At 66.2% G+C, this 15,637-nt stretch carries 13 protein-coding genes and 1 pseudogene; 6 read left to right on the top strand and 8 right to left on the bottom strand.

Features of this window, described 5'->3' with window-relative positions; all coding sequences use genetic code 11:
- The first annotated feature begins 302 nt into the window (after nucleotides 1–302).
- The gene (locus A5740_RS17775) at nucleotides 303–3,815 is read left to right on the top strand and encodes an NACHT domain-containing NTPase (RefSeq protein ID WP_076196084.1); all 3,513 of its coding nucleotides are present in this window, start codon (nucleotides 303–305) and stop codon (nucleotides 3,813–3,815) included.
- A gap of 141 nt (nucleotides 3,816–3,956) precedes the next feature.
- On the opposite strand, the pseudogene A5740_RS17770 reads toward A5740_RS17775, so the two are convergent.
- The 3 genes and pseudogenes from A5740_RS17770 to A5740_RS17760 form a co-directional block, all read right to left on the bottom strand.
- Nucleotides 3,957–4,229: pseudogene (locus tag A5740_RS17770) on the bottom strand (hypothetical protein); the annotation flags it as partial.
- Nucleotides 4,226–6,475, bottom strand: a complete 2,250-nt coding sequence (recG, locus tag A5740_RS17765) for an ATP-dependent DNA helicase RecG (RefSeq protein ID WP_076196132.1) — start codon at nucleotides 6,473–6,475, stop codon at nucleotides 4,226–4,228. The gene recG and the pseudogene A5740_RS17770, both read right to left, overlap by 4 nt.
- Nucleotides 6,475–8,115 carry a DAK2 domain-containing protein gene (locus A5740_RS17760; protein WP_076196080.1) on the bottom strand — a complete coding sequence of 547 codons (1,641 nt, stop codon included), beginning with the start codon at nucleotides 8,113–8,115 and terminating at the stop codon, nucleotides 6,475–6,477. The genes recG and A5740_RS17760 overlap by 1 nt, the downstream gene beginning before the upstream one ends.
- Nucleotides 8,116–8,384: 269 nt before the next feature.
- Here A5740_RS17760 and rpmB point away from each other — a divergent pair, with 269 nt between their 5' ends.
- Nucleotides 8,385–8,579, top strand: coding sequence for a 50S ribosomal protein L28 (gene rpmB, locus A5740_RS17755; protein WP_075923345.1), 195 nt, complete (start codon nucleotides 8,385–8,387; stop codon nucleotides 8,577–8,579).
- A gap of 137 nt (nucleotides 8,580–8,716) precedes the next feature.
- Entirely contained in the window at nucleotides 8,717–8,908 is a 192-nt protein-coding gene (locus A5740_RS17750) for a hypothetical protein (RefSeq protein ID WP_076196078.1), read from the top strand.
- A gap of 4 nt (nucleotides 8,909–8,912) precedes the next feature.
- Here A5740_RS17750 and A5740_RS17745 read toward each other — a convergent pair whose 3' ends face one another.
- Both A5740_RS17745 and A5740_RS17740 read right to left on the bottom strand, forming a co-directional pair.
- Nucleotides 8,913–9,653 (bottom strand): uracil-DNA glycosylase, encoded by a 741-nt coding sequence (locus tag A5740_RS17745; RefSeq protein WP_371454768.1) that lies wholly within the window; start codon nucleotides 9,651–9,653, stop codon nucleotides 8,913–8,915.
- A 24-nt stretch (nucleotides 9,654–9,677) separates the two neighbouring features.
- Nucleotides 9,678–10,658: a thiamine-phosphate kinase gene (locus A5740_RS17740; RefSeq protein WP_076196076.1), complete on the bottom strand. Its 981-nt coding sequence runs from the start codon at nucleotides 10,656–10,658 to the stop codon at nucleotides 9,678–9,680.
- A gap of 108 nt (nucleotides 10,659–10,766) precedes the next feature.
- On the opposite strand from A5740_RS17740, the gene A5740_RS17735 reads away from it, so the two are divergent.
- Nucleotides 10,767–11,009 (top strand): Lrp/AsnC ligand binding domain-containing protein, encoded by a 243-nt coding sequence (locus A5740_RS17735; RefSeq protein ID WP_076196074.1) that lies wholly within the window; start codon nucleotides 10,767–10,769, stop codon nucleotides 11,007–11,009.
- A gap of 10 nt (nucleotides 11,010–11,019) precedes the next feature.
- Complete coding sequence (locus tag A5740_RS17730) at nucleotides 11,020–11,601, top strand: DUF3515 domain-containing protein (RefSeq protein WP_076196072.1); 582 nt, start codon at nucleotides 11,020–11,022, stop codon at nucleotides 11,599–11,601.
- Between the two features lie 4 nt (nucleotides 11,602–11,605).
- Here the strand turns inward: A5740_RS17730 and A5740_RS17725 are convergent, their stop codons facing one another.
- The 3 genes from A5740_RS17725 to A5740_RS17715 form a co-directional block, all read right to left on the bottom strand.
- Nucleotides 11,606–12,727: a D-alanine--D-alanine ligase family protein gene (locus A5740_RS17725; RefSeq protein WP_076196070.1), complete on the bottom strand. Its 1,122-nt coding sequence runs from the start codon at nucleotides 12,725–12,727 to the stop codon at nucleotides 11,606–11,608.
- Nucleotides 12,728–12,788: 61 nt separating this feature from the next.
- Nucleotides 12,789–13,895 (bottom strand): cystathionine gamma-lyase, encoded by a 1,107-nt coding sequence (locus tag A5740_RS17720; RefSeq protein WP_076196068.1) that lies wholly within the window; start codon nucleotides 13,893–13,895, stop codon nucleotides 12,789–12,791.
- Nucleotides 13,896–13,908: 13 nt separating this feature from the next.
- Entirely contained in the window at nucleotides 13,909–14,889 is a 981-nt protein-coding gene (locus A5740_RS17715; RefSeq protein ID WP_139335198.1) for an NAD(P)H-dependent glycerol-3-phosphate dehydrogenase, read from the bottom strand.
- Between the two features lie 82 nt (nucleotides 14,890–14,971).
- Here A5740_RS17715 and cofC point away from each other — a divergent pair, with 82 nt between their 5' ends.
- The gene (gene cofC, locus A5740_RS17710) at nucleotides 14,972–15,637 is read left to right on the top strand and encodes a 2-phospho-L-lactate guanylyltransferase (protein ID WP_076196064.1); all 666 of its coding nucleotides are present in this window, start codon (nucleotides 14,972–14,974) and stop codon (nucleotides 15,635–15,637) included.

The raw sequence follows: 15,637 nt of genomic DNA, 5'->3' as shown, positions 1-15,637 counted from the left end.
TCATTGATATCACTGAGCCACGTCCGAAGAGTGGAGGCTGACGGGTGAACATGCGCCCATCTGACAGACCACAGCGAAAAGGCCACGGGGGTGCTCACGCTGATGGCCCAAAGCCGACCGCCCGCCAGAACACGCGGAAGCGAAGCACCCCAACGGGTGCGGTTCCGGGAAAACCTGCCTCGGAGCAACCGGGTAACTCTTTCCGGTATCTGTATCAACGCCTGGAGGAGAAGGAGTTTCAACAGCTTTGTGGAGCGCTGATCCGTGGTACCCACCCCGACGCACGTTGTTTTCCAGTCGGTATGAGCGACGGTGGCCGTGACATCACTGGTTCCGACGGCGAACACACGTTGGTCTTCCAGGTCAAATGGACGAGCAAAGCCCTGCAGAACCCGGTGACCTGGCTCAAAGGTGCGGTCGAGGCCGAGCGAAAGAACATCGAGCGGCTCGTTCGGGAGGAAGGCGCAACTGAGTACCGGTTAATGACGTCCGTGGCGGGTACAAGCACACCCAAATCAGGCACTATGGATCGGCTCGACAAGGAGCTGGACAAGCTGTCCGCGGAATATGGCATCCGGATGCGTTGCCTGTGGCAAGCCGACATCGACTCGATGGTCGACAACGCCCCGGACGCGACAAAGTGGTCGTACGCGCAGATGCTTGTCGGACACGACCTCATCCGGTATCTGATCCATGGCGCACAGATCGAGGGCCGCGCCGCCGAAATGCGCGAAACACTGTTGAACGTCATGTCCGCTCAATGGGGCGAGGACGCGAAAGTCAAGTTCAGCCAGGTGGATATGGACCACCTCAACATTGTGGATCTGTTCGTCGATGTCGAGGAAACGCTCGACCAACCAGCCCGGAATGTGATCGACGCGTACGTCGGAAACCAGCAATCCCGCGGAGAAGGCGCCGTTCAGTACTTGCTCCGCACCACGATGCCGTTGACTCTCATCCGAGGGGAGCCTGGTCAAGGCAAATCAACTCTCGGGCAGTATCTGTGCCAGGTCCACCGAGCTGCGATTCTGCCCAATAACGAGATCACAATGGGTAAGTCGCCGGATCACCTAACGGCTGACCCGAAGCTGGCGCTGCGTGCTGATCTCAAGGAATACGCAACCTGGCTACTCGGCCAGGATCCTTGGGGTCGTGGCGACGCTAGCGCCAAACGCCCCAGAGCTGCTGAGCGCAGTATCGAGCACTTCCTAGCGTCGCTTTGTGCCTATCACAGTGGTGGGCGATCCGTCAGCGTCGAACAGGTTCAGGATCTCACGCAACGCTATCCATTGCTGGTGGTCCTCGACGGACTCGATGAAGTCGCCGACGCCGCATTGAGATCCGAAGTCGTAGAACAGATTGACAGGTTCGCTCACAGGATGGGTGGTACCGCTCAACGACGGTTCCAAATTGTCGTTACAACGCGACCCAATAATGGAGGGCTTCGGGAACCTTCGCAGGACATGTTCGAGACTGTGCGACTGGTCCGTCTGTCACCGGCGTTGCAGCACGAGTACATGCGGAAATGGACCGCCGTTCATCACATCCGAGGCAGCAAGCAGCGACGGCTGACCAAGGTCTTCCGAGATCGGAGCGCCCAAGATCACGTCGCCGAACTCGCCAAGAACCCGATGCAACTGACGATTCTGCTCTTTCTCGTCAACCGCCGTGGCGAAGGTGTCCCCGATGCGCGCACCGCCATGTACACCCAGTTCATGGACACCCTGCTCGATCGAGAGGTGGAGAAAGACCAGCTCGTCAAAGACAACATCCCGCTGGTACACGAACTTACGGCCTACCTTGGGTGGCTGATGCAGTCAGGCGTTGAATCCCGCACGCTGCCCGATCGCCTAGAAACAAAACGAATCAAGCGTCATCTCCGCAACTACCTCGACGAGGTCGACGGACCAATGGACTTGGTGGATCAGTTGTTCAGCGCGATCTCAGATCGATTCTGGGCGCTATCCAGCAAGGTAGAAGGCACATTCGAATTCTCGGTCCACTCGGTCAGAGAATATTTTGCAGCGCGGTTCCTGTCTGAGTACGCAGGCCTCTTTGGGGACACCCCGGTCCTCCGCAGTGAGGTCCTCCAAGCGCTGGTCGATCGCTCCTACTGGGCCAACACTGCACGGTTCTATGCAGGATTCGCCAGTCCGAACGAACTCATGACTCTGGTTGCAGGACTGGAAGACTCGATAGAATGCGGCCGGCATCCCCTGCAAGCACGCGTCGCGGTCCTCACGCTGCTGGCCGATGGTGTATTCACTCCCGTCGCCAAGGCCCAAAGGGCGACTGCTCATCTGCTGTCGGACCCCCTATCGATACGACTCCTGCAACCGCACCCTGACCCCACGTCGTCGCCAATCGACCTCCCTGCTGAGCGCGGTGGCAGCGACCTGGCTGCAGCCCTCCTGACGGCCAGCGCCGCCGCACCGGGAGAGCCTCTCTCACGAGACAGGATGCGTGTTCTTCCCAGCCTGGGTATGGACCGTGCCGAGTTCGAGGCATGGTGGCGACCACGACTAGCCGCAGCCGTGGGTTCAAGGCACGAAGTCGACTGGCTAGAACTTGGCGCGTGTTTCCCTACAGCAACTCTGGACGACCCATCGGCCCTAGGGATCGCACTCGATTGTCCGGCCGCCCGTCGCGCAGCCATAGCCCTCAAAGCGCGACCGCCTGCGAAATCGACGGCTCACGAAATCTTGATTCGAAGTGTCATCGACGGTGAGGCAAGCGATGTTCCTACTGCAGGGACGTCTGTCGCTGGCGATCTGCTCAAGGCGCTACGGCCACAACACTTTTTGCGGCTAGCGACCCCTGCGGTCGATCCGCTTTATCTCGCCACTGTAGGCCATCCTGTTGACAGCGAAGTTGAGCGAAAGGCTCGCTCTAGCATATTCAAACGCTTGAGTTCGGTGGATTCTCGCTACGAAAACGTCTACCGTGCCAGCGCAGTTCGACGAGGTGAGGCTGGCACAACCGCTCCGTGGCAACACACCGCACGCGAACTCGCCGCTATCCACGGTCCCTGCCTTCTTGCAGCCGAAATCGCGCTTATCGGTGCGATACAGGTCGACATCAGGACCGGAGGTTCGGTTACTCCCGGCTCACCCGCGTTCGGGACATCGGCTGACTACGGCATGTTCGTGCAAGAGACCCGTGCCAACAAATCGTCCGCCACGTGGTGGACGAACCAACTTAGCGAATGCGACGACGAGCTATCGCGCGTCACCTGGGCTCTTGCGCTCGTGGCAATCGCCGATTTTGAAGTCGCACAAGTGCATATCCCCACCTTGGACGTGGTAGTGAGCCAGATCGGTGATGACACTTTCTTCAACATCGCACAGTCGTCCAGCCGACTTGCAGCTAGCGCGATCGGCCGACGCCTCCATTCCGACATCTGGACCGCAGCTCAATCCGCCTCCCACAGAACTCAGCTACTCATAGCGCACCACGCCGCTAGCCTTGAGACACTCGACCCGTTGACGGGTTTAACGACCGACCAGTTGAGCCAATTGGCTCGATACGGCAATGCTTCATGGCCAGCAATCCGCGCGATCACGACCCGCATAGTGATGGGCGAACCTCTGGAACGACTGTTGGACGCGCTCGAAGCCTGCGGGCCCGATTCCGCTATCAAAATCCCGAGTGACGAACCGCCGGACCTACCCTCGTTGGCGGACTCGATTCTCAGCCGACCAAACAACTTCCCGCTCGGCTGGGTTGCCGTCGTCGAACGTTGGCATTCGTTAAGCCACGTCGAGTTGCCGCTCGCGAAAGTCGCCACCGAGAAACAGTGGGTTCCTGACTTATGACCCCATAGGTCCGACCCGTCGGACCTGGCCTCCGACCTCAACCGCCTTAAGTTTGCCGCCGATTACTTGGACGCACGTGACCGAAAGCTAAAACGACAGGCCAGCACGCAGCGATGGCAACACGCTGGAGTCCCCAAGGAAGCGGGTGTCGCAGCCGTTGTGACCACCGGGTGCGCTGTTGTCGTCGTCCCACGCGTCCCCGAAGGCCGCACGACGATAGTCGTGCCCTCGAGTACGCGAGGGCACCACCGATACGCCGGCCAGAACGTCGACCCCGGCCGTCACCGTCGGTAGGTTCGACTCGGACACCAACATCGCCGGTCGGTCCGCCGACGACGACGTCACGGTCTGGACGGCGACCACCACCGCCAACACGGCGGCCGCCCCCAGCCACCACAGCCGGCGGCGGGTCATGCCTTTTCCAGGTATTCGACGCGGTCGGTGTTCACGAACTGTGCTGCCAGCAGGTCCATTCCGGGGTCATGCGGGTGCTGCGCGTACCGCTGCTCACAGAACGACCGGGCCTCCTGGATCACCTCGAGATGATCCCGCAGGGACAGGAACCGCAGGTTGATGGTGCGGCCGGACTGGTTGAGGCCCAACACATCTCCCTCCCGCCGCTCGTCGAGATCCAGATCCGCCAGGGCGAACCCGTCCAAGGTCGCGGCCACGGCCTTGATCCGTTCACCGGCCTTGGATGTCTCGGGCAGACGGGTGGCCAGCAGGCACAGGCTGGGATGCTGCCCGCGACCGATCCGCCCGCGCAGTTGGTGCAACTGGCTGATACCGAACCGATCGGCATCCATCACCACCATCACGGTCGAGTTGGGCACGTCGACGCCGACCTCGATGACCGTGGTGCACACCAGTACATCGATCTCGCCGACCCGGAAGGCGCCCATCACCGCGTCCTTGTCGCCCCCGGACAACCGGCCGTGCATGAGCCCGATGCGCAACCCCGACAGCGGGCCCGCACTCAACCGGTCGAAGAGATCGACCACCGTGATCGGCGGCGGGCCAGCGCGTCCTTCGCCCTTGTCGCCGGGCTTGTCGGACTCGTCGATGCGGGAGGCGACCACATACGCCTGTCGACCCGCGGCCACCTCTTCGCGGATACGCGCCCACGCGCGGTCCAGCCAGGCCGGCTTCTGGGAGACGAAAATGGTGTTCGTGGTGATGGGTTGACGCCCCCTGGGCAATTCCCGCAGCGTCGAGGTCTCCAGATCGCCGTAGACCGTGAGCGCGACCGTCCGCGGGATCGGCGTGGCCGTCATCACCAGCAGATGCGGCGTCAAACCGTCCCGTGCCTTGGCGCGCAGCGTGTCCCGTTGTTCGACACCGAACCGGTGCTGTTCGTCGACGACCACCATCCCCAGGTTGTGGAACTCGACGGCCTCCTGCAGCAACGCGTGGGTGCCGACGACGATGCCGGCCCGACCCGACGCCACATCCTCGCGCACGGCGCGTTTCTGCGGCGCGGTCATCGCGCCGGTCAGCAGCGTCACGCCGGTAGCCGTGTCGGCACCACCGAGCTGACCCGCCATCGCCAGTGGTCCCAGCACGTCCCGTATCGAGCGAGCATGTTGGGCGGCCAGCACTTCGGTGGGCGCCAGCAACGCGCACTGGTAACCCGCGTCGACCATCTGCAGCATCGCCAGCACCGACACGATGGTCTTGCCGGAGCCCACCTCACCCTGCAGCATCCGATTCATCGGACGCGTCGAGGCCAACTCGTCCGAGATCACCTCCAGCACTTCGGATTGCCCGGCGGTCAACTCGAACGGCAGGCGGCCGCGCATCGCAGCGGCCAAACCGTGGTCGGTGCGTGGTGCGGCGGGCCCGGATTCACTGAACTCACCGTGACGCCGTCCCACCAGCCCCCACTGCAGGCCGATGGCCTCGTCATAGGTCAACCGTTCGGCGGCGCGCTCGCGTTGAGCCGCGTTCTCGGCCAGGTGGATGGCCCGCAACGCCTCATCTTCGGACATCAGATTGTGTTGCCGCACAAACGCTTCCGGCAGCGGATCGGGAACGGGGTCGAGAACGTCGAGGACCTGCCGCACGCACGCGTAGATGTCCCAGCTCTGCACCTTGGCCGAGGCCGGGTAGATGGGGAAGAAGTCGCGCTCGAACTCGGCCAGCATCTCCTCGCCGGAGGCCCCGGAGGCCGAGGCGATCGTCTTGAGTGATTTGGTCCCGATCTGCTTGCCGGACGGCGCATTCAGAACCAGAAAGGCCGGATGGTCCAGTTGAAGGGTCTTGCGGAAGTACTTGACCTCGCCGGAAAGCATGAGCCGCGTGCCGGTCGACAGTTTGTCCACCATCCACCCCGCGTTGAAGAACGTCGCCGTCACGGCGGGCCGGTGCTCACCCAGGGTGACACGCAGCCACTTCCGGGTCATCGGCTTGCCCGTCTTCTTGCTGAAGCCCGGCTTCATCTCACCGGTCTTCGTTTCGGTGACAACCTCGATGAACGTGACGTGCTCGCCCTCTTCCAGATCCAGGGCCTCACCCTCACCGCGAATGGACATGCCGTCGCTGTATTTCCGGGGGTAATGCCGCAGCAGATCGTTGACGGTGACGATGCCGAAGTGTTCCTCGAGCGGCTTGGCCGAACGCCCCCCGATCACCAGATCCAGCCGGTCGGCGAGGGCAGCCATCACTCCACCCCGATCAGGAGTGCGTCGCCACGATGGCCGGTGTGGTACGTCACCAACTCGGCACCGAGGTGCTCCCGGTGCACATGGGCCTGCAGGGCCTGACCGACGGCGCCGTCCACACCCTCCCCGGTCAACACGGTGACCAACTCTCCCCCGGCCACCATCATCAGGTCGATCAATCCGGCCGCCGCGGCGGTGACGTCAGATCCGACGATGAGCACCTCGTCACCGGTGATGCCGAGCCCGTCACCGGGCTTGCAGGCCCCGGCCCAGGTCAGGGCCTCTTCGGTGGCGATCCGCACCGCGCCGTGGCGGGCGCCCGCCGCGGCGCGCGCCATCGTGTAGCCGTCGTCGACGGCTTGGCGGCCCTCGTCGTGGACGGCCAGGGCAGCCAATCCCTGCACCATCGAACCGGCAGGCACCGGAACCACGTCGATGCCCCAGCCGATCGCGGCCGTGCATCCGGCCACCAGTTCCTCGGCGGCGACATAACCGTTGGGTAGCACCATGACCTGCGCGGCTCCCACGTCGATCAAGGCACGCAACAACTGCTGGGCGGTGATCGGTTCGCCGCGCTCGGGCCGCAGCACGTGCGCCCCCTCCCCGGCGAACAGTTCGACACCGCCGTCACCGTCGACGACGGCCAACACCGCCCGCTCTCGCGCCCACCCACCGGACGGCCGGAGACCGGGGCCACCTGTCAGTGCGGTGATCTGGATACGGCTCAGTGACCCCACCGCCAGGCCCGCCTCGACCGCCGCGCCGGCATCGTCGACGTGGACATGGACCGAATAGTGATCCTTGTCCGAGGCCGCGATCGCCACCGACTCGCCCATCTCCTCGAGTGCGGCGCGCAACCCTTCCACGGCAGCGGCCCGGCAACCGCTCAGCAGGTACATCACCTCGAACTGTGGCGGTGCCCCGGTGCTGACCAGATCCGCGACCGCCTGCCTGGCCTGTGGTGAGGCCGGTGCATACACCGGGCGGCGCGGCGCGTGCCCGGCCAGTGTGGCGGTCATCGCATCGAGCAGGACGAGAAGGCCACGACCACCGGAGTCGACGACACCGGCCTTGGCCAGGACGTCAAGTTGCTCCGGCGTCCGGTCCAGGGCAACCGACGCGGCATCGCCGGCCGCCGCCGCAGTGTCTGCGACGTCGCCGCCTTCGGCCGCGCAGTGCTCGGCGGCCTCGGCCGCCGCCTGCAGCACCGACACGATCGTGCCGGGCACCGGTTCGCCCATCGAGGTGACCGCGAGAGCGGCGGCGTGCCGCAGCGCCGCACCGAACAGCACGCCGTCGATGCCGGACAGGTCGCCGTCGCGTTGGGCCGCCGCCGTGGTGATGACCTCGGCCAGACCGAGCAGGATCTGCGAGAGGATCACCCCGGAGTTGCCGCGCGCGCCCTGCAACGCCCCGGCGGCCAACGCGCTGGCCACCGCCACGACGTCGCCCCCAGCCGGCTCGGCCACCACATGCGCCCACGCTGTGCGCATGGTGAACAGCATGTTCGTCCCGGTATCGGCGTCGGCCACCGGGAACACGTTGAGCCCGTTGATCTCGTCGGTATGCGTGATCAGGTCATCGACGGCAGCGTGGGCCCAGGCCCGCAGAGCGGTGGCATCCAACCGCCGAGCCGACATCGGACCTCCCAATCCCAAATCAGATCCCCGCCCAAACCCGGTGCGATCCCCCGTGCAGCGCCGTCATCGCCGACCGCCAGCCTATCCAGTGACGGCGACAGACCCGATCACAGCATCGCCGCCTGTGGACAACCTGACGCCGTGTTCACAGGCCGTTTTGGCGATCCTCTGACGTCCCGGTATTCTGATCGGGTTGTCGGGCTGAGCCCCGCCGTTTTGCGGCGAGCGGGCCCAGACCCCCCAAGAACTGACTTCGAGGAGTTGTTGATATGGCTGCCGTGTGCGATATCTGCGGAAAGGGCCCGGGCTTCGGTAAGTCGGTGTCGCACTCGCATCGGCGGACCAGCCGGCGGTGGGATCCGAACATCCAGTCGGTGCGTGCCGTGGCGCGTCCGGGTGGCAACAAGCAGCGCGTGAACGCCTGCACCTCCTGCATCAAAGCCGGCAAGGTCTCGCGCGGCTGACGTCGCTCGCCTGAACGGCACGCGACCACTCTCTGTTTATCTGAGGTCACGGCGGGGTATCACCCGCCGCCATGACCTTCTGTCGTGCATCGCACACACGTCTTTGTGCGGTTGCCGCCGCAGTCGCAGTCAGCTCGGTGCTGTCCGCGTGTGGTGGAACCACCTCCGACGGCAATACGACCACCTCGGAGACCCGTTCGGCGACCGAGGTACCGGTGACCTCGGAGGGTCCGGCGACCCACACCGAGACCACCGTCATCGAAACCCCGGTGTCGCCGATCCCGGCCCCGCCGGTGATCCCGGCGCCGCCGGCAGTTCCGATGCCCTGAGCGTTCAGGGCAATCGCCAGTCGATCGGATCGGCACCCAATTGCTGCAGCAGCTCGTTGGCGCGGCTGAACGGGCGGGATCCGAAGAACCCTCGCGATGCCGACAACGGCGACGGGTGCGGTGATTCGATCGTCACGCAGTCACCTTCTGCCAGTATCGGTTTGAGTGTCGAGGCGTCGCGCCCCCACAGGATCGCGACCATCGGCTGCTCGCGGGCCACCAGAGCTCGGATCGCACACTCGGTGACCGCCTCCCAGCCCTTGCCACGATGCGAGGCCGGAGCGCCCGGAGAGACCGTGAGCACCCTGTTGAGCAACAGGACGCCGCGCTGCGCCCACGTCGTCAGATCACCGTTGGCCGGTGGCGGGTAACCCAGATCGTCGGTGTACTCGGTGAAGATGTTCGACAGACTGCGTGGCAGGGGGCGCACATCCGCAGCCACCGAGAAACTCAGGCCGACGGCGTGTCCCGGCGTCGGGTACGGATCCTGACCGACGATCAGCACACGCACCTGATCGAACGGAAAAGTGAAGGCACGCAGTATATTCTGACCGGCGGGCAGATACCGTCGACCGGCGCTCAGCTCGTCCCGCAGGAACTCCCCCATCTGTGCGACGTGCGCTCCCACCGGCTCGAGCGCGCGGGCCCAGCCCGCCTCGACGAGTTCGTTCAAAGGACGCGCACCTGCCGTTGCAGCGTTGCCGGCGTCCGTCTCCGTGGTGTTGCTCGTCGCCTCCGTAGTCACGGACATCCAACTTAGCGGTCCGGGTCAGTCAAACGATTGCCATCCACGGTTTCCCGCCCACGCGGCGCCGTCGACAAGCACCTGTGGCGCTCCGTCGAGCACCCGTCCGATGACGCGCCAACCGGTCGGCACCGCGCCCGGGAACGTCGCCACCAGCGCATGGTCCTCACCACCACCCAGTACCCATTCCCACGGATCCTCGCCTGTCCGGGCCGCGGCCGCGGCGACGGCCGCCCGATCGCCGTCCAGGGCACTGCGATCCACGTCGACGACGACGCCGGAAGCCGACGCGATGTGGCCGAGATCGGCCAGCAGACCGTCGGAGACGTCGGTCATCGCCGATGCCCCTGCCGCAGCGGCCAGCGCACCCTGGCCGTAGGGCGGCTGCGGTGTCCGATGCCGCTGTCGCAGTTCGGAGAACCCGGCTTGCCCTTCTATGCCGCGGTGCAGTAACGCGTATCCGGCTGCCGAGCGGCCCAGTTCACCGGCGATCGCGACGATGTCGCCGACGCGGGCACCGCTGCGGCGCACCGGTTCCCGGCCGCCGAGGTCGCCGAGCACCGTGACAGATATCACCCACAGCGGTGCACGGACGAGGTCTCCGCCGGCGATGCCGGCACCCACCAACCGCGCTTCGTCCCACAATCCGTCAGACACCTCGGCCGCGGCGGTCACCGAGGTGTCCCCCGGTGCGCCGAACGCCACCACGAAGGCGGTGGCCGCAGCGCCCATCGCTTCGATGTCGGCGGCATTTTGGGCGATGGCCTTGCGGCCGATGTCGTGCGGCGAAGACCAGTCGAGGCGGAAATGCCGATCCTGCACCAACATGTCGGTGGAGATCACCGTGCGCCCGTCCGTCGTCGTCACCACCGCCGCGTCGTCGCCCGGACCGAGTGTGACGGCCGAGGATTGGGTACGCCCGGCCACCAGCCGGTCGATGACGACGAATTCACCGGCGGTCGCCAGGGTGTCGTCCCTGTCCGTACCGGGAACATCACCTGTCATCTTGTCTCCTGCCGGTCGGGTGCCGCATCCGGCGGGCCCGGTCCGGACCTGCGGTACGTTTGGTGCCTGCGGCCAGCAGTTTATGCAGCGAGACGGAGGAGATCGCCGGTGGTGGAGGCTTACGTGCTGATCCAGACCGAGGTGGGCCGCGCCGAAGTCGTCGCCAAGCAACTCGCTGCGCTGCCCGGCGTGGTCACCGCGGAATCTGTGACCGGGCCCTACGACGTGGTCCTGCGCATCAGCGCGGACACCCTGGCAGTCCTGCAGTCCGATGTGGTGCCCGCGGTGCAGCAGGTCTCCGGGATCACCCGGACCTTGACCTGCCCCATCGCCGGCAGCGGCCAGCCATAGAGTTGGTGGCGTGACCGACTCGCCCGCCACCACCGATGGCCCGCCCCGCGCCCTGCTGATCGCTGCGGTGGTGGTCGCGGTGTCGGTGCTGATCACCGTGCTGGGCATCGCCGCGTCACGGCAACGCTCACCGGAGCAACAACCCGTCGCCATCCCGTCGGTGCCCGCCCCCCAGGCCGACAGCCAGCAGTGCCGTGACCTGCTGAACGCGCTTCCGCAACAGTTGGGCGATTTTCGGCGGGCCCCAACCGTCGACCCGACGCCGCCGGGAACCGCAGCGTGGCGCGCCGAGCCGGACACCGAACCGGTGGTGCTGCGCTGCGGTGTGGAGCGGCCCTCGGACTTTGTCGTGGGAGCTCCGCTGCAGGTGGTCGACGAGATCCAGTGGTTCCGGGTGGGAGAATCCGGCGTGGGCAGCCCGGGGGGCGAGGCCGACGATCAGAGCCGCAGCACCTGGTATGCGGTGGACCGTCCGGTCTATGTCGCACTGACGTTGCCGGCCGGTTCGGGCCCGACACCCATTCAACAGATCTCCGGTCAGATCGCGCGCACCATGGCTGCCCAGGAACCCGCGCCGGCCCCGGCGGGTTGATCCGTCAGCGCAGGCCGGTGCCGCGGGCCAGGGCGGTGTCGACCATCGCGGTCAGCAGCGTCGGATAATCGACTCCGCTGGCCGCCCACATCCGCGGGAACATGGAGATCGTGGTGAAGCCCGGCATCGTGTTGATCTCGTTGATCACCGGTCCGTCATCGGTGAGGAAGAAGTCGACGCGGGCCAGTCCCTGGCAGTCGATCGCAGTGAAGGCTCGCACGGCCAGCCGGCGGACCTCCTCGGCGATGTCGTCGTCGACCTTGGCCGGGACGTCCAGTTCGGCCGCATCGACAAGGTATTTCGTGGCGAAGTCGTAGAAACCGTCTTCGCGGCCCCGCACGCCGGCCACCCGGATCTCGCCCACCGTGCTGGCTTCCACACTGCCGTCGGGAAACTCGAGCACACCGCATTCCAACTCGCGCCCCGGGACCGCCGCCTCGACTATGACCTTCGGGTCATGGCGACGCGCCAACTCGATCGCGGCGGGCAGTTCATCCCACGCGGCGACCCGGCTCACGCCGATCGAAGACCCACCGCGGGCGGGTTTGACGAACACCGGCAGGCCGAGACGTGCGCGGTCTTCGAGATCGACGGTCACGTCCCTGGACCGCAACACCACGAAGTCGCCGATCGGCAACCCCTCTGCGGCCAGCAGCTTTTTCGTGAATTCCTTGTCCATTCCGGCGGCACTCGACAGCACCCCGGAGCCCACGTACGGAATCCCGGCCAGCTCGAGCAGACCCTGGATGGTGCCGTCCTCCCCGTAGGGCCCGTGAAGCACCGGGAAAACCACATCGACGGCGTCCAGCAACTCACCGGGGCCGTTGCTCAGCGCCAGCATCTGTCCGCTGCGGTTGGGGGCGGCCGGTATCGCGAGCTCGGTACCGGATGTCTCGGTGACCTCGGGCAGCTGCCCGTCGGTGATCGCGAGCGTATCGGGCCGGCCATCGGTCAACATCCAGGAACCGCCGGGAGTGATTCCCACCGCCACCACCTCGAACCGTTCCGGGTCGAGGTTGCGCAGGATGCTGCCCGCCGACACGCACGAGATGGCGTGCTCCGAGCTACGCCCGCCGTAGACGACGGCGACGCGGGTGCGGGATCCGGTCTGATTGCGGGCGCTCACAACCTAGAGAGGCTACCGTCCCGGGCGGCTGGGCCCTTCCGGCGCATCCCGACCTGGCGTTTCAGCCTCTCAGTGCCCGGTTGATGTCGGCGAGGAGGTCCTCGGTGTCCTCTATTCCCGCCGAGATACGGGCGAAGCCGGCCGGCACCGGGTCGCCCCAGCGGGCCCGGCGATCGACCGAAGTGTGCATCCCGCCGAAGCTGGTCGACGCGATCAGCAACGCGCTGCGCTCCACCAGGGCGTGCACGGCGGCGGCGTCGGCCAACTCGATGGACACCAAGCCGCCGAACCGTTTCATCTGCGCGGCTGCCAACTCGTGTGCCGGATCGTCGGGCAATCCCGGGTAGCGCACCGAGCGCACGGCGGGATGGTCACGCAGCATCAACGCCAGGGCGGCGGCGTTCTGGCACTGCCGCTCGAAACGCAGACCGGCGCTGCCGAGGCTGCGCAACACCAACCAGGCCTCGAACGCGCCGAGGATCGGCCCGGCCAGCAGCCGCTCGCGCTCCACCGCGGCCAGCAGTTCTTGTTGACTGCCCGCGACGTAACCGGCGATCAGATCGCTGTGACCCGACAGTGCTTTGGTGGCACTGGCGACCACGAGATCGGCGCCCAGTGACAGCGGCTGCTGCCCGAACGGAGTGGCGGTGGTGTTGTCGACGAGCAGGGTGGCGCCGTGGCCGCGACAGGTCATCGCGAGCCGATGGAGGTCGACGACGTCGAGCCCCGGGTTGGCCGGTGTCTCGGCCAGCACCACATCGGCCCCCGCGGCCGCCTCGCAGAGGTCGGACGTTTGCGCCTCGATCACGGTGATTCCTTGCGGGGCAAGGTATTCGGCGGCATATCGGCGGACCTGATAGTACCCGTCGGCGGGAACGACGAGGGTGGCGCCGGGTTTGGCCAGCACGCGAAGTGCCGCGGTGATCGCGGCCATACCCGAGCCGAATGTCAGTGCGCCGGCAGCTCCCTCGAGTTCGGCCAGCGCCGCTTCCAGCTGACGCCAGGAGGGATTCGAGCTGCGGCCGTAGCTGTCCAGCGGCTCGGCCTCATCGGGTGAGAGATGGTACGCAGAAGCCGGCACCGGGACGGGTGCCACCGGTTGCCCGGGGATCGATTCCAGGCCAACAGCTTTGACGCTGCGAGTGGAATCTCCGTACCAGCCGTCCATAGCTGCGCCTCACCTACTCCGGTTTTGTGCTGCGCCCCAACAGCAACGCGACTGCTTCGTGCACCGACAATCCTTTGTGGCACACCCGATGAACCGCGTCGGTCAACGGCATCTCGACGCCGTAACTGGAAGCCAACGCCAGCACCGATTCACATGAGGCGACGCCTTCGGCCACATGCCCGCCGGCGGCGACCAAGGCCGATTCCATGGTGCCGCCCTTACCCAGCCGCTCGCCGAAGGTGCGATTACGGGAATGCCCGGAGGTACACGTGGCGACCAGATCCCCGACGCCGGCCAACCCGGCCAACGTGGCCGGGTTGGCACCCAGCGCGATACCCAATCGCATCACCTCGGCCAGGCCGCGGGTGATGATGGCGGCAACCGTGTTCTCCCCCAACCCGACTCCCACCGCCATGCCGCAGGCCAGGGCGATGACGTTCTTGCAGGCACCGCCCACCTCGGCGCCGACCACATCAGCGTTGGTGTAGGGGCGGAAGTATCCGGTGGTCAACGCCCGCTGCAGAGCAACCGCACGGCCGGAGTCACTGCACGCGACCACCGTGGCCGCAGGCTGCTCGTCGGCGATCTCGCTGGCCAGGTTCGGTCCGGTGACCACCGCGACGCGGGACGGATCGACTCCGGCGACCTGGACGATGACCTGACTCATCCGCATCAGGGAGCCGAGCTCGATGCCCTTGGCCAGGCTCACCAACGTGACATCGTCTCCGATCAGGTGCTTCCAGCCCTCCAGGTTCGCCCGCAACTGTTGCGCCGGGACACCCAGCAGCACCGTGCACGCGCCCGACAACGCCTCGGCCGGATCACCGGTGGCCTTGATCGACGCCGGCAGCACCACATCGCCGAGGTAACGACTGTTGCGGTGTTCGGAGTTGATCTCGTCGGCAACCTCGGGACGCCGCGCCCACATCGTCACCGGATTACCGGCGTCCGCCAGGACCTTGGCCAGCGCCGTCCCCCACGCGCCGGCACCCATGACCGCAGCCTCTACCACCCGTTCACCCTATCCCGGCTCCGGCGCCACTCGCCGCCGCCGGCCGGGCTGGCAGGATGAACCCATGAGCGGCTTCCGAAGCGACACCGCCGCGGCAGCAACGCAGGCCACCGACGTCGCCCTGGTGATCGCGGTGAAGCGGCTGTCGGCCGCCAAGACGCGGCTGGCGCCCATCTTCTCCCCGGCCACCCGCGAAGCCGTCGTGCTGGCCATGCTCGTCGACACCATCACCGCCGCGTCGGCCATCGCCCCGGTGACCGTCGTGACCCCGGACGACACCGCGGCAGATGCCGCGCGAGAGTTGGGCGCGGCGGTACTGGTGGATCCGACACCGACCGGCCATCAGGACCCGCTCAACAATGCCATCAGCACGGCAGAGTCCGAACTACGTGCCGCCGCACCGAATATCGTTGTACTTCAAGGAGATCTGCCGGCCTTGCAGCCACAGGAGCTGGCCGAGGCCCTGGCACTGGCCCGCGGCCACCGCCGCAGCTTCGTCGGTGACCGGCACGGGACGGGAACGTCGGCATTGTTCGCCTTCGGCGCCCCGCTGGCCCCACATTTCGGATCCGATTCTGCTGCGCGCCATCGGCACTCCGGCGCAATCGAATTGACCGGCGCCTGGCCCGGTCTGCGCTGCGACATCGACACACCCGACGATCTGCAGACCGCACGCCGCCTCGGCGTCGGCCCGGCAACCGCACGCACCCTCGGCAGGCATTCCCGCTGA

Origin of the sequence: Mycobacterium sp. GA-1841, from assembly GCF_001954135.1 — a bacterium.
Classification (GTDB): Bacteria; Actinomycetota; Actinomycetes; order Mycobacteriales; family Mycobacteriaceae; genus Mycobacterium.
This window is presented reverse-complemented; position numbering and strand designations above follow the sequence as displayed.

Bases quoted from the DNA above. Each gene is read 5' to 3' on its own strand.
- A5740_RS17775 (WP_076196084.1), top strand. From the start codon at position 303: ATGAGCGACGGTGGCCGTGACATCACTGGTTCCGACGGCGAACACACG.
- recG (WP_076196132.1), bottom strand. From the start codon at position 6,475: ATGGCTGCCCTCGCCGACCGGCTGGATCTGGTGATCGGGGGGCGTTCG.
- A5740_RS17760 (WP_076196080.1), bottom strand. From the start codon at position 8,115: ATGTCGGCTCGGCGGTTGGATGCCACCGCTCTGCGGGCCTGGGCCCAC.
- rpmB (WP_075923345.1), top strand. From the start codon at position 8,385: ATGGCTGCCGTGTGCGATATCTGCGGAAAGGGCCCGGGCTTCGGTAAG.
- A5740_RS17740 (WP_076196076.1), bottom strand. From the start codon at position 10,658: ATGACAGGTGATGTTCCCGGTACGGACAGGGACGACACCCTGGCGACC.
- A5740_RS17720 (WP_076196068.1), bottom strand. From the start codon at position 13,895: ATGGACGGCTGGTACGGAGATTCCACTCGCAGCGTCAAAGCTGTTGGC.
- A5740_RS17715 (WP_139335198.1), bottom strand. From the start codon at position 14,889: ATGGGTGCCGGCGCGTGGGGGACGGCGCTGGCCAAGGTCCTGGCGGAC.
- cofC (WP_076196064.1), top strand. From the start codon at position 14,972: ATGAGCGGCTTCCGAAGCGACACCGCCGCGGCAGCAACGCAGGCCACC.